At 71.1% G+C, this 14,013-nt stretch carries 10 protein-coding genes; 3 read left to right on the top strand and 7 right to left on the bottom strand.

Annotation, left to right across the window (positions count from 1 at the left end; genetic code table 11):
* Positions 1-144: 144 nt before the first annotated feature.
* Both HCC61_RS05835 and HCC61_RS05830 read right to left on the bottom strand, forming a co-directional pair.
* Positions 145-1,554 (bottom strand): amidase, encoded by a 1,410-nt coding sequence (locus HCC61_RS05835; RefSeq protein WP_169134175.1) that lies wholly within the window; start codon positions 1,552-1,554, stop codon positions 145-147.
* A 172-nt stretch (positions 1,555-1,726) separates the two neighbouring features.
* Complete coding sequence (locus tag HCC61_RS05830) at positions 1,727-2,533, bottom strand: alpha/beta hydrolase (RefSeq protein WP_169134174.1); 807 nt, start codon at positions 2,531-2,533, stop codon at positions 1,727-1,729.
* A 319-nt stretch (positions 2,534-2,852) separates the two neighbouring features.
* Here HCC61_RS05830 and HCC61_RS05825 point away from each other — a divergent pair, with 319 nt between their 5' ends.
* Positions 2,853-4,937 (top strand): thioredoxin domain-containing protein, encoded by a 2,085-nt coding sequence (locus HCC61_RS05825; RefSeq protein ID WP_169134173.1) that lies wholly within the window; start codon positions 2,853-2,855, stop codon positions 4,935-4,937.
* On the opposite strand, the gene HCC61_RS05820 is transcribed toward HCC61_RS05825, so the two are convergent.
* A complete protein-coding gene (locus HCC61_RS05820) occupies positions 4,879-5,586 on the bottom strand; it encodes a TetR family transcriptional regulator (RefSeq protein WP_169134172.1) in 708 nt (235 codons plus the stop codon). The two genes, HCC61_RS05825 and HCC61_RS05820, sit on opposite strands and share 59 nt — an antisense overlap.
* Before the next feature lie 190 nt (positions 5,587-5,776).
* Between HCC61_RS05820 and HCC61_RS05815 the strand changes: the two genes are divergently transcribed.
* Positions 5,777-6,988, top strand: coding sequence for a pyridoxal phosphate-dependent aminotransferase (locus tag HCC61_RS05815; RefSeq protein WP_169134171.1), 1,212 nt, complete (start codon positions 5,777-5,779; stop codon positions 6,986-6,988).
* Positions 6,989-7,074: 86 nt separating this feature from the next.
* On the opposite strand, the gene HCC61_RS05810 is transcribed toward HCC61_RS05815, so the two are convergent.
* Positions 7,075-7,476 (bottom strand): hypothetical protein, encoded by a 402-nt coding sequence (locus HCC61_RS05810; protein WP_169134170.1) that lies wholly within the window; start codon positions 7,474-7,476, stop codon positions 7,075-7,077.
* 292 nt (positions 7,477-7,768) lie between these two features.
* Complete coding sequence (locus tag HCC61_RS05805) at positions 7,769-9,607, bottom strand: phosphoenolpyruvate carboxykinase (GTP) (RefSeq protein ID WP_169134169.1); 1,839 nt, start codon at positions 9,605-9,607, stop codon at positions 7,769-7,771.
* Positions 9,608-10,144: 537 nt separating this feature from the next.
* Here HCC61_RS05805 and HCC61_RS05800 point away from each other — a divergent pair.
* Positions 10,145-10,780 (top strand): hemolysin III family protein, encoded by a 636-nt coding sequence (locus HCC61_RS05800; RefSeq protein WP_169134540.1) that lies wholly within the window; start codon positions 10,145-10,147, stop codon positions 10,778-10,780.
* 50 nt (positions 10,781-10,830) lie between these two features.
* Here the strand turns inward: HCC61_RS05800 and HCC61_RS05795 are convergent, their stop codons facing one another.
* Positions 10,831-12,480 (bottom strand): D-aminoacylase, encoded by a 1,650-nt coding sequence (locus HCC61_RS05795; RefSeq protein ID WP_169134168.1) that lies wholly within the window; start codon positions 12,478-12,480, stop codon positions 10,831-10,833.
* A 124-nt stretch (positions 12,481-12,604) separates the two neighbouring features.
* Positions 12,605-13,882, bottom strand: a complete 1,278-nt coding sequence (locus HCC61_RS05790) for an alanine racemase (protein WP_169134167.1) — start codon at positions 13,880-13,882, stop codon at positions 12,605-12,607.
* Between the last annotated feature and the right edge of the window lie 131 nt (positions 13,883-14,013).

The following is a 14,013-nucleotide window of genomic DNA, read 5'->3' as shown; positions in this document are numbered from 1 at the left end:
GCGCGCCGTGCGGCGTGCACGATGGGGGATGCTTTCGCCGGGCTGCGTGCCGTCGGCCCCAGGCCCGCGGTGCGGTACCGCTTGCGGGTGTCGCGGAGTGCGTAGAGGCCGGCGCCAGGGCTCCAGCGGCGAGCACCGCATGTGTCAGGTCAGGTCTGGGTGTTGGTGCCGTACGGGGCTGACCGTCTCGAGGGCGGTGGCGACCCGGAGGAGGGTGGTCTCGTCGTACCAGCGGGAGACGAGCTGAACACCGATGGGCAGATTCTCGCGAGTCCGGCCGAAGGGCAGCGACAGTGCCGGGAGGCCGGTGAGATTGAACGGCACGGTAGCCCGCATGATGCCGCGTGACGGGACGGTGACGCCTCCGACGTCGAACGTCGGCTGTGCGTGCGGCGGAGCCGGAATGGGGCACACCGGGCACAGCAGTGCGTCGTACTCCCGGAAGTATCCGGCGAAGAAGGAGCTGAGGGCTTCAACTCGTTGCTGGGCGCTGACGTAGTCAGTCAGGGGCACTTCCGGTGCGCTGATGCTGCGTCGGGTGACGGCGTGTAGTTCGGAGTCCCGGCCGGCCACGACCTGCCGGAAACAGGGTGCTACCTCGGCAGTGAACAGCACTGTGCTCAGCGCGGTGGCGTCGAATGACTCCAGACCCGCCAACGGGACGGGCTCGACGGTGCAGCCCAGAGTCTGCAGCGCCTGGGCTGCGGCCGTGAGGGCAGCAGTCACTTCGCTGTCCACCGGACCGAAGGCAGGTTCGGTCGCCCAGCCCACCCGCAGTCCCTTCAGGTCCTTCCGCTCGTCAAGGTCCAAGGGCGCGTGCCTCGTATAGCCGTCGACGCCGTCAGGCCCGGCAAGGATCCTCACCGCAGTCGCGACGTCCCGCACGCTGCGGGCCATCGGGCCCACATGCCAGTAACGGCGTGGCACCTCCGGCCAGTGTCCCGTGATCGGTATCCGTCCGCGGGTCGCCTTCAGCGCCACGATGCCGGTGTCGTGGGCCGGCCCTCGCACGGAGATCGCAACGTCACTGCCCAGCCCGAGAGGCGACATCCCGGAGGCGATCGCGGCCGACTCTCCGCCGCTCGAACCGCCCGGAGTGCGCTCGCCGTGCCAGGGGTTGCCGGTCCTGCCGTTGATGACGTTGTCGGTCTCGGTCCAATAGGAGAACTCGGGCAGGTTGGTCTTGGCCAGCACGATCCCGCCGGCCGCCCGAAGGCGGGACACCGCGGTGGCGTCCCTGACCGGCACGTGGTGCCGGAACAACGCCGAGCCGCGCGTGGCCACCGTCCCCGCGACGTCCAGTGAGTCCTTGACGGTGAAGGGAACACCGTGGAGCGGTCCCAGAGCGAGGCCGGATTCCACCGCGTGGTCTGCGGTGCGTGCGGCAGCGAGTGCCTTCTCTGCGGTCATCGTGACAACCGCGTTGATCTCGGGATTGAGCAGCTCGATGCGGTCGACGTGGGCCTGCATCACCTCCAGCGCGGAGACCTCCCGTCGGCGGATCATCTGCGCCAGCTCTGTCGCGTCCGTGTAATGGATCTCGCTCGCACCCATCGGCAGGCGTAACTCCCCTCCCTGTGAGATCGCGCTGTCCGTGCGAGGCGACCGGGCACGAGCCGGTCGTGGGAAGGTCCCCCCGGCTGTCCGCATCATCCGAAGACCTCGCCCGGCCTCCTAGCGGAACGACCGTCGCCACCGGCCGAATTCGCCCGGCCTGACTGACGCACTATCGGTCGGTGCCGATGGTCCCTCCCAGCAGCTTCGCCGTCGCTCGCGGCGCCTCAACCGGGAAGTGGTGGCTGCCCAGGTCGACGAGCACGATGTCGAAGCGGTCGCCGTACCGTTCGATCGCCTCCATCGTCACCAGGTCACGGATCGCGAATACGGTGACCGGCTGTTTCGTCTCCCGCAACGCTGCGTCCATGTCCCAGTGCACGAGGCCCTCGATGGAACGCAGGCCCGCGGGCTGCCGTACAGCGATCATCTTCCCGAAGTAGGCATCTTTGAGGGCGGTGTCGGTGCCTGCCGGCGAACCTCCTTCGACGAGGCCCCGCACCCCTCCGGCGAAGTCCTCACGGAACATGTGCAGCGTCGCTTCCCGCTGGCCTTCGTTCTGTGCCGGGAACAGTGACAGGTAGTGAAGCGCGTCGAGCGCCACCACATGCGTGACCGTGTCCGGGAGCAGCCGGCCGACTTCGACGGCCACCGCCCCGCCCAGGGAGTGCCCTGCCACGACGCACGAACTCACAGACTCGGCTTCCAGCACGGCTGCCACGTCCCGTGCGAACTCCTCCATGGTCCAGACGTCCCGCGTCGACCGTGACTCGCCGTGCTCGGCGAGGTCGATCCCGAGGACCCGGAGCGTCGCGGGCAGATGATCGGTCACCGCATCGAAGTCGCTGCGGTCGCACGCCCAGCCGTGTATCAGAACCAGGGTCGGTCCTCCAGCAGGACCGCTGGCCGTGTACCGGATCGTCGTTTCCTCCGATCGCCGAACCTCTAGGTTCAGCCGGGCCGTTGGCCCAGTCCCCATGGTGTCTCCTTGTGCCGGATCGTGGAATTCCGGGGCGAACCCACACGCGAGTGAGGTGAGTCCGAAGCCGGCGCGCGACCGACGATCCGGCACGCGCCGGACGGATACCAGAGCCCATTCATCCTGGTACAGGCGCTACCAGGCAACCGGCTGTGGCCCGCCGCGCAGTAGCGGCACGAGTGCGACCGCCGTCGGTGCGACGGGGCGCCCGCGCACAGCTCCAGTCCCGGTCCGGTCCCGGTCCGGTCCCGTCCGGTCCCGGGGTGGGCGCGCGCCCGGGCGGCGTATCGCGCGCCGCGCGTCGTGCACGATGGGGGGGATGGCGAACCGACTCGCGGACGAGACGAGCCCGTACCTTCTCCAGCACGCGGAGAACCCGGTCGACTGGTGGCCCTGGTCGGAGGCCGCGTTCGAGGAGGCGCGCAGGCGCGGGGTGCCCGTGCTGCTCAGCGTCGGGTACGCCAGCTGCCACTGGTGTCACGTGATGGCGCACGAGAGCTTCGAGGACCAGGCCACGGCCGACTACCTCAACGAGCGCTTCGTCTCCGTCAAGGTCGACCGCGAGGAGCGCCCCGACGTCGACTCCGTCTACATGGAGGCCGTACAGGCGGCCACGGGCCAGGGCGGCTGGCCGATGACCGTCTTCCTCACCCCGTCCGCCGAGCCCTTCTACTTCGGCACGTACTTCCCGCCCGGTCCCCGCCACGGCATGCCCTCCTTCCGGCAGGTGCTCGAAGGCGTCGCCACCGCCTGGTCGGACAGGCGCGAGGAGGTCGCGGACGTGGCGGGCCGGATCGTGCGGGACCTGGCGGCACGCTCCATCCGCTACGAGCAGCCGCAGCCGCCCGGCCCCGAGGAACTGGCCGGGGCGCTGCTGGAGCTGACGCGCGAATTCGACGCCGAGCGGGGCGGGTTCGGCGGTGCGCCGAAGTTCCCGCCGTCGATGGCGCTGGAGTTCCTGCTGCGCCATCACGCGCGTACGGGCTCCGACGGCGCGCTGGAGATGGCGCAGGCCACCTGCGAGGCGATGGCGCGCGGCGGCATCTACGACCAGCTCGGCGGCGGGTTCGCGCGCTACTCCGTGGACGCCGGCTGGGTCGTGCCGCACTTCGAGAAGATGCTCTACGACAACGCGCTGCTGTGCCGCGTCTACGCCCACGCCTGGCGCAGCACCGGATCCGCCCCGGCCCGCCGGGTCGCGCTGGAGACCGCGGACTTCATGGTGCGTGAACTGGGCACGGCACAGGGCGGGTTCGCCTCCGCGCTCGACGCCGACAGCGACGACGGGCAGGGCCGGCACCGCGAGGGCGCGTACTACGTATGGACTCCCGGCCAGCTCACCGAGGTCCTCGGTGAGGAGGACGGGCGGTGGGCCGCCGGGCACTTCGGAGTCACCGAGGACGGCACCTTCGAGGAGGGCGCGTCGGTGCTGCGGCTCCGTGATCGCGCGGGCGGCGACGGCGAGTCGGGAGACGGGGACGGAGACGGGGACGGCTTCGGTGAGGACGGGGCCGCACGTCTCGCCTCCGTACGGGAGCGGCTGCTGCGCGCCCGTGAGCAGCGGCCCCGTCCGGAGCGTGACGACAAGGTCGTCGCCGCGTGGAACGGGCTGGCCGTCGCCGCGCTCGCCGAGACCGGCGCCTACTTCGACCGTCCCGACCTGGTCGAGGCCGCCTCCGCCGCCGCCCGTCTGCTGACGGAGCTGCACATGCGCGGCGACGGCCGTCTCGTGCGCACCTCGCGCGACGGCACGGCGGGGCCCAGCGCGGGCGTGCTGGAGGACTACGCGGACGTCGCCGAGGGCCTGCTCAGCCTCTACTCCGTGACGGGAGAGACGAGTTGGCTCGACACCGCCGGCGTGCTGCTGGAGACCGTGCTCCGCCACTTCACCGATCCCGACGGCACGCTGTACGACACCGCCGACGACGCCGAGGCCCTCATCCGCCGCCCGCAGGACCCCACCGACAGCTCCACCCCTTCGGGCTGGACGGCCGCCGCGCACGCCCTCCTGTCGTACGCCGCGTACACCGGCAGCTCCCGCCATCGGGAGGCCGCCGAGCGGGCGTTGGGGATCGTACGGGCGCTGGCGCCGCGTGCCCCGCGCTTCATCGGCTGGGGCCTGGCGGCGGCCGAGGCGGCGCTCGACGGTCCCCGGGAGGTCGCCGTGGTCGGCCCGCACACCGATCCGGGCACGGGCACGCTGCACCGTACGGCGCTGCTGGCGACGGCCCCCGGCGCGGTCGTCGCGCTGGGCGAGCCCGGCTCCCCGGCGGCGCTGGACGTGCCGCTGCTGCGGGACCGCCCGCTGCTCGACGGCCGCCCGGCGGCCTATGTCTGCCGCGACTTCACCTGCGACGCCCCGACCGGCGACCCCGAGGTCCTGGAGCGGGCACTGCGGAGTTGAGTCCGCTCTCCACGAGGCTCAGGGCGCGGTCGACGGTGCCGGACAGGTCCCGTGCGTCGTCGCTCCCGCCCCAGCAGAACAGGGCCTCGGTGAGTGCGCCCAGCAACGCCCCTGTCAGCACCCGCAGTTCGAAGGAGTCCTCGGAGAGGCCCGTACGGCCGGCCAGGGCGCTCGCGAGGAGGCGGCCGGTGTCCGACATCTGCTCGGTCATGCGGGCCCGCAGTGCCGGCACGTCCCGTACGAGGCGCATCCGCCGGTGGGTCTCGTCCTCGTACGGTCCGCGGCCGGGCTCCTGGGCCGCCGTCCGCCCGAGGACCTCCACGACGGCCCGGCGCAGCGCGGTCACCGGAGGCTCGCCGGCGGGGCGGGCCGACAGCGCGTCGTGCAGCAGCGCGTCGTACTCGCCGGAGAGCACGATGTCCTCCTTCGTCGGGAAGTAGCGGAAGACGGTGCTGGGGGAGACCTCCGCCTCCTCCGCGATCCGCTCGACGGACGTCGCGCCGTACCCCTGCTCGTCGAAGAGCCTGTAGGCGGCCTTCCGGATCGCCTGCCTGGTCTTGATCTTCTTCCGCTCGCGCAGTCCGGGACGTGAGGCGGGCACGGCGGAGGGCTCGGTACGCGCGGGGGGCTCGGTACGCGCGGGAGGCATGGCGCTCATTGTCCGCCACCGCACCATGGGGGACCAGCCGTGCGTCGGGGCCCCGGGCGTCCGGGCCCGCAGCCGGCCCGGCGGGGTCCGGCGCGGTCCGGCGGTCCAGCGGTCCAGCGGTCCAGCGGTCCGTCACCAGGGTGGTCAATAACACGTGGCCCCGTGCGGGACCCGCCCGTAAGGTGGCGGAATGCAGGTGATCCAGTCGGCGAAGCTCGCAAACGTCTGTTACGAGATCCGGGGTCCGGTCCTGGAGGAGGCGATGCGGCTGGAGGCGGCGGGCCACCGCATCCTCAAGCTCAACACCGGCAATCCGGCGCCCTTCGGCTTCGAGTGCCCGCCCGAGATCCTCGAGGACATGATCCGCAACGTCGGCGAGGCCCACGGCTACGGCGACGCGAAGGGCCTCCTCTCGGCCCGCCGCGCGGTGATGCAGCACTACCAGACGCAGGGCATCGACCTCTCCGTCGAGGACATCTACCTGGGCAACGGCGTCTCCGAGCTGATCCAGATGGCGATGCAGGCGCTGCTGGACGACGGCGACGAAGTCCTCGTGCCCGCCCCGGACTACCCGCTGTGGACGGCCTCGGTCTCCCTCTCGGGCGGTACGGCGGTCCACTACCGCTGTGACGAGCAGTCCGACTGGATGCCCGACCTCGCCGACGTCGAGAGCAAGGTCACCGACCGCACCAAGGCGATCGTGATCATCAACCCGAACAACCCCACGGGCGCCGTCTACGACGACGAGATGCTGCGCGGCCTCACGGACATCGCGCGGCGGCACGGCCTGATCGTCTACTCCGACGAGATCTACGACAAGATCCTCTACGACGACGCCACCCACACCCCGACCACCGTCATCGCTCCCGACCTGCTCACCGTCACCTTCAACGGCCTGTCGAAGGCGTACCGGGTGGCCGGATACCGCAGCGGATGGATGGCGGTGTGCGGGCCGAAGGGCCATGCGCAGAGCTATATCGAGGGCCTGACGATCCTCGCCAACATGCGGCTGTGCGCGAACATGCCCGCGCAGCACGTCGTGGCCGCCGCGCTCGGCGGACGGCAGTCGATCAGCGACCTGGTGCTGCCGGGCGGCCGGCTGCGGGAGCAGCGCGACATGGTGCACGACCTGCTGACGCAGATCCCCGGTGTCACGTGCGTGAAGCCGAAGGGCGCCATCTACGCCTTCCCGCGGCTCGACCCCAAGGTCTACAAGATCAAGGACGACCGCGAGATGGTCCTAGACCTGCTGCGGGCGGAACAGATCATGATCGTCCACGGCACGGGCTTCAACTGGCCGGACCCGGACCACTTCCGCATCGTCAACCTCCCGCCGGCGGACGAGCTCCAGGACGCGGTCACCCGCATCGGCAACTTCCTGGACGGCTACAGCCAGCCGTAGCCGCGCAGGGGTGCGGCCGGTTCCGGGGCGAGCCCAACTGGGCTTGGAATAGGAGCGCGTGCGGTTCGCGCCGCCCGGTCAGCCGCTCAGGCCGCCGTGAGACCGAGGGCCGAGGCGTGGAAGTCCCGGCACCGGCCGGCCACCACGAGGGCCGGCTCGTCGGCCCGGTACGTGGCGATCACGACGGCGTGGCCCGCCAGGGTGTGTGCCCGGTGGTGCAGCGAATCGATGTGCGCGGCCTCGGCGACCCGCGTCGTAGGGGCCGCGCGGAGCGGCTCGGCGCGGAGCCGGGTGATCTGGGCGGCCAACTCCTCTGCCGCCTCGTCGAGTTCGTCACCCGGCGTGATCGCGCGCAGCTCGTCCGTGACGGTCAGCAGTGCCGTGAGGTGTCCGGCCAGCCGGATGTCGAGCTCCTCTTCGCGCGTGCGGTGCGGGAAGTCGGCCTCGGCCAGGGCGTGCACCGACTGGCTGCGGATCGGTTCGTACATGGGTCGGCCTCCTGCGTCACGTCGCTCGGATGCCAGCCTAACTTAGACTCCGTCTAAAGTTGAGCCGCGTACATAAAAGGACGAGACGGGGGCTTTGCCCGGGTCGTCTCGTCCTTCGCGGGCGGCGGGAGGGGCGGTACGCACCGGGTCCGCGCGTGTGGTCCGCACGCCCACCGGCCGGACAGAGCGGTGCCCCCCACCTCGCGGTGAGGGGCACCGGACGGAACCGGGTACGGGGCCCGAGCGGGAGACCGATGCCCGAGCGGGCGCGAGCCCGCACCGTCCCGGACTGTCAGCCCAGCCGGTCGACCAGCGCGTGGTACTCGTCCCACAGCTCCTTCGGCGTGTGGTCACCGAAGGTGTTGAGGTGCCCGGGCACGAGCGACGCCTCGTCGCGCCAGACCTCCTTGTCGACCTCCAGCACGAAGTCCAGCTCCGCGTCCGACATTTCGAGCCCGTCGCGGTCGATCGACTCCTTCGTCGGCAGCACGCCGATGGGCGTCTCGACGCCCTCCGCCTCGCCGTTGAGCCGCTGCACGATCCACTTCAGCACGCGGCCGTTCTCGCCGAAGCCGGGCCAGACGAACTTGCCGTCCTGGTTCTTCTTGAACCAGTTGACGTAGTAGATCTTCGGCAGCTTCGACTGGTCCGCGCCCTTGCCGATCTTCACCCAGTGGGCGAAGTAGTCGCCCATGTTGTAGCCGCAGAAGGGCAGCATCGCGAACGGGTCGCGGCGCAGCTCGCCGACCTTGCCCTCGGCCGCGGCGGTCTTCTCGCTGGCGACGTTCGCGCCGAGGAAGACCCCGTGCTGCCAGCCGAAGGACTCCGTCACGAGCGGCACGGCCGAGGCGCGGCGCCCGCCGAAGAGGATCGCGGAGATCGGCACGCCCCGCGGGTCCTCCCACTCCGGCGCGATGATCGGGCACTGCCCGGCCGGGGTGGTGAAGCGGGCGTTGGGGTGGGCGGCCGGAGTGCCGGATTCGGGCGTCCAGTCGTTGCCCTTCCAGTCCGTCAGATGAGCGGGCGTCTCCTCCGTCATGCCCTCCCACCAGACGTCGCCGTCGTCGGTGAGGGCGACGTTGGTGAAGACGGAGTTGCCCCAGAGGGTCTTCATCGCGTTGGCGTTGGTGTGCTCACCGGTGCCGGGCGCGACGCCGAAGAAGCCGGCCTCGGGGTTGATGGCGTACAGCCGCCCGTCCTCGCCGAAGCGCATCCATGCGATGTCGTCGCCGATGGTCTCGACCGTCCAGCCCTTGATGGTGGGCTCCAGCATGGCGAGGTTCGTCTTGCCGCAGGCCGAAGGGAAGGCGGCGGCAACGTACTTGGACTCGCCGCGCGGCGGTGTGAGCTTGAGTACGAGCATGTGCTCGGCGAGCCAGCCCTCGTCGCGTGCCATGACGGAGGCGATGCGCAGCGCGTAGCACTTCTTGCCGAGCAGGGCGTTGCCGCCGTAGCCCGATCCGAAGGACCAGATCTCACGGGTCTCGGGGAAGTGGGAGATGTACTTGGTGCTGTTGCACGGCCAGGGCACGTCCTGTTCGCCCGGCGCCAGCGGGGCGCCGACGCTGTGGACGGCCTTGACGAAGAAGCCGTCCTCGCCGAGCTCGTCGAGCACCGGCTGTCCCATGCGCGTCATCGTGCGCATCGAGACGGCGACGTAGGCGGAGTCGGTGATCTCCACGCCCAGCGCGGAGAGCGGGGAGCCGAGCGGGCCCATGCAGAACGGGACGACGTACATGGTGCGGCCGCGCATGCAGCCGCGGAAGACGCCTCCCTCAGAGCCTTCGCCCTGGAAGATCGCCCGCATCTCGTCGGGTGCCTTCCAGTGGTTGGTGGGACCGGCGTCCTCCTCCTTCTCGGAGCAGATGAACGTACGGTCCTCGACGCGTGCGACGTCGCTGGGGTCGGAGGCGGCGTAGTAGGAGTGCGGCCGTTTCACCGGGTCGAGCTTGGTGAACGTGCCCTTTTCGACGAGCTCTTCGCACAGCCGCTCGTACTCCGACTCGGAGCCGTTGCACCAGACGATGCGGTCCGGCTCCGTGAGAGCGGCGATTTCCTCGACCCAGGAGACCAGCTCCTGGTGGCGGGTGGGAACGGGGTTGATGGCGGGAGCCGCAGAACTGCGCGCCACGATCTCTCCAGACGTTGAGGGTTCGACGGATAACTGCACTGGTATCCGCATTTTTTGACTTGTGCTTCAACTCGCCCCTTGGGGGCCGCGACCCGGATGCGTTCGTGGTGTTGCTGCTGTGCTGATGTGTCTGCGCGGCTCGCTCATCCGGTGTCACCCTTGCTCCTCTGAGCATGGGAGCGTAACGCCCCACTGTCCAGATGGAAAGAATGTGTCCATCCCCACTCCGCTGAGCGGCATGAGGCCGCGGAAGAGCATGCCGCCGGTTACCCTCCCGTAGCTACGATGGGCCGCATGACTGACGCGCCTCGACCGAACGAGCCCGTGAACAGTGCGGACTCCGATCACGGCGCGGGCGGAACCGGGACGCCGGAGAGCACCGGGAGGCCCGAGCCGGTGGGAACGGATGAGCACACGGCGAAGCCGGGCGGCCCGAAGCAGCCGGAGAGCGCCGGGAGTTCCGCTACCGCGTCGCTGGAATCGGCCGCCGCCGCCGTCACTTCGGCGGCGTCCAGGGCGGCCGACGCGATCCCCGCGATGATCAAGCCGCGGCTGCGCGGCTGGCTGCACGCCGGGATGTTCCCCGCCGTGCTCGCCGCCGGGATCTTCCTGACCGCGCTCGCCGACAGCACGCGCGGCCGCGTCGCCTGCGCCGTCTACACCCTGACCGCGTGTCTGCTCTTCGGCGTGAGCGCCCTCTACCACCGCGGCGAATGGGGGCCGCGCGCCACCGCGGTGCTGCGGCGGCTCGACCACGCGAACATCTTCCTGATCATCGCCGGGACCTATACGCCGCTGACGATCCTGCTGCTGCCGGACGGCGGCGGTTCGCCGCTGCTGTGGGGCGTGTGGGGCGCCGCCGTCTTCGGCATCGGCTTCCGGGTGTTCTGGGTGGGCGCCCCGCGCTGGCTCTATACGCCGTGCTACATCGCGATGGGCTGGGCGGCCGTGTTCTATCTGCCCGCCTTCCTGCGCGAGGGCGGGATCGCGGTGCTGGTGTGCGTGATCGTCGGCGGCGTGCTGTACAGCGTGGGCGGTCTCGTCTACGGCATCAAGCGGCCGAATCCGTCACCGCGTTGGTTCGGCTTCCACGAGGTGTTCCACTCGTTCACGCTCGCCGCGTTCGTCGTGCACTACGTGGGGATCTCGCTGGTGGCCTACCAGCATCCGTAGCCCTTGCGCCGTGCGGGCCCGGCCCGAGCCGGGCGGGCGCGGCGGCGTCGTCAGCGGGCCGGGGACGTGCGCCCGGGTGTGCGGCGCACGGCGCGGCCCGGGAGGGCCTGTGTGCGGCGGCCGTCGTCGATGACGGGGCTGCCGTCGACCAGTACGTACGGGATGCCCGTGGGCAGCACGCGCGGCTCCTCGTACGTGGCGCCGGGCGCGACCGTCTCCGGATCGAAGAGCACGAGGTCCGCGCGGTGGCCCTCCCGTACCTGGCCGCGGTCGGGGAGGCGGAGCCGTGCCGCCGGGCGCGAGGTCAGGTGGGCGACGCACTCTTCGAGGGAGAGGACGCCCAACTCCCGTACATAGCGCCCGAGATACTGCGGGAAGGTGCCGTAGGCGCGCGGGTGCGGCTTGTCGCCCTGGAGGATGCCGTCGCTGCCGCCCGTGTGGGCGGGGTGGCGCATCATGTGGCGCACGTTCTCCTCGTGGCCCACGTGCTGGAGGATCGTCGTGCCCAGCCTGTCCTCGATCAGCAGCCGGCGGGCCGTGGCGAAGGGCTCCTCGCCCTCGGCCGCCGCCGACTGCGCGACGGTCCTGCCGACGTGGCGGGAGAGCGCCGGGTCAAAGACGCCGGAGATCTCGATCGTGTCCCAGTCCATGGGCACCCCGTGGCAGCCGTCCGAGCCCTCGACCTCCATGACGTGCCGGATGCGGACGCATGTCTCGTCGTCCGCGAGCCGCTCCAGGACCGCCTCCGGGCCGCCCGCGCTCGCCCAGCTCGGCAGCATCGCCACGAGGGTCGTGCAGCCGGGCGTGTACGGATAGGTGTCGAAGCTGATGTCCGCGCCCGCCGCGAGCGACCGGTCCAGGAGGGCCGTCAGCTCGGGCGCGCGGCCCTCGTTGACGCCGAAGTTCATGGTGGCGTGGGCGAGATGGAGAGCGCAGCCCGCCTCACGGGCGAGCGTGATCATCTCCTGGTACGCCTCCAGCGCGCCCATTCCGTAGGAGCGGTGGTGCGGGCAGTAGTAGCCGTCGTACGAGGCCACCGTGCGGCACAGCTCGGCGAGTTCGGCGTCGGAGGCGTACATGCCGGGCGTGTAGGTCAGGCCCGATGACATGCCGACCGCGCCCTGCTCCAGGCCCTCGGCGACCAGGCGGCGCATCTCACGCGTCTCGGCGGCCGTCGCGGGCCGGTCGTCCCAGCCGACGGCCAGCATGCGGACGCTGCCCTGCGGTACGAGATAGGCGGCGTTGACGGCGGTGCCCTGGCGGTCGATGCGGTCCAGATAGCCGCCGACCGTGCGCCAGTCGAAGTCGAGGGAGCCGGGGGAGGTGTCACCGGGCGGGCTGCCGTTCCAGCCGGTGATGGCGCTGCGCACCTCGGCGAGGGTGCGGTCGTCGACGGGGGCGTAGGACAGTCCGTCCTGGCCGACGACTTCGAGGGTCACGCCCTGCGCGGCCTTGGCCGAGTGGTCCGGGTCGCGGAGCAGGGCCAGGTCGGAGTGGGCGTGCATGTCGATGAAGCCGGGGGCGAGGACGAGGCCCGTGGCATCGATGGTGCGCCGGGCACCGGCCGTGCGGGCGCCTGGGCCGTCCGTTTCGGGGACGACGGCGGTGATGCGGCCGTCCTCGACGGCGACGTCGGCGCGGTAGGCGGGGGTCGTGCCGGAGCCGTCGACGACGTCCGCGTTGCGGATGAGCAGATCCATCAGAGCCGTCCCTTCGCGCCGGGTGCGGGCGTCCGCGCATTCGGAGACATCGGAGCAAGAGGCTTGGGAAGCCGGGACTTCGGAAGCGGAGGCGTCGGAGGAACAGGCGTCAGAGGAACAAGCATCAGAAGAAGGTGCGGATGTAGCCGGTGACCGTGCCGTCCGCCGTCGTCTCGGGGATGAGCTGCCACTTGTCGAAGATCGTGCAGGGGTGGGAGAGGCCGAGGCCGACCCACTCGCCGACCTCGAGCGGCGCGTCCGCTTCCGTACGCACCCAGGCGTGCTGGTCGGAGAGGGCGGTGACCGTGACTCCGTCCGCGGGGCGCGTCGTGCCGTCGGCGGAGCGGATCGTGTGCGGCTGGGGCAGGTGGAGGTCGAAGGCCGCGTCCCGCTTGCCCGCGTTGAGGAACGCCTGGCCGGGGGAGGGGCGGGAGACGACCTGCGTCCACAGCGTGAACGCCGCCTGGAGGGCGCCCTCTTCGGGGACGCGGTTGAAGGGCGTCTTCTCCCGGTAGGCACCGTCGTCGTGCGACACGTACGCGCCCGAGCGCAGCAGCTTGAGCACCGGCCTTGACAGCGGGGGGAGTTGGGCGAAGACGTCCGATACGGCGTCGAACCAGGCGCTCCCGCCGGCGCTGACCACGATCTCGGAGAGCCCCTCGAAGCGGCCCGCGGCGTCGAACGAGGCGGCGAGGGAGGTCAGCCGGTGCAGCCACGCCGTGACCGACTCGGTGGCGGCGTCCGGGACTTCGCCCTCGTAGCCCGCGACGCCGGTGAGCCGCAGGGTGGGCGCGGCGGCGACGGCGTCGGCGACCGCCTCGCAGTCGGACTCCGTGCGCGCTCCGGTACGGGCGCCCTCACCGGCGGCGAGCTCGACCACGACGTCCACGGGCCGCGCCGCGCCCGCCTCGGCCAGCGCGGCGTCCATCTGCGCTACGCCCTCGGGTGAGTCGGCATAGCAGAGGAAGCGGAAGTCCGGGTCGCCGTCCAGCTCGCGGGCGATCCAGCGCAGCGCGGCGGGGTCGACCAGCTCGTTGGCGAGGAAGATCCGCGGAATCCCGAACGCCCGTGCCACGCGCACCTGATGGGGCACCGCCAGGGTGATCCCCCAGGCGCCGTGGGCGAGTTGGCGGTGGAAGAGCTGCGGGGCCATCGAGGTCTTGCCGTGCGGGGCGAAGGCCAGGCCGTGCCGCTGCGTGTACGTCTCCATCAGCGCGAGGTTGTGCTCCAGGCGCTCCGCGGAGAGGGCGAGCACCGGGGTGGTGAAGCCGCCGGTGAACAGGTCGCGGTGCTCGGCGGTGAGGTCGGCCACGGTGGAACCCGCCGCGTCCGGCGGCAGGCCCTTGAAGCGGTGGTCGACGGGCTCAGCGGCGAGTGGGGCGAGAGGGTCCGCGGCGGCCATAGGGGCTCCTGCTGCGTTGCGTCGAGGGTTTCGGGTGTGGTGTGCCCGGCGGCGGGGGAAGGTGCCGGGCCCCCTGCTGCGTTGCAGTAAATGCAATCGCCATTGCGTATTTCGCTCAGAGCTGTTTAGCA

This window comes from Streptomyces sp. HNM0575 (assembly GCF_012726265.1).
Classification (GTDB): domain Bacteria; phylum Actinomycetota; class Actinomycetes; order Streptomycetales; family Streptomycetaceae; genus Streptomyces.
Note: the sequence above shows the minus strand (reverse complement) of the source record. Positions and strands in the feature narration are given on the sequence as shown.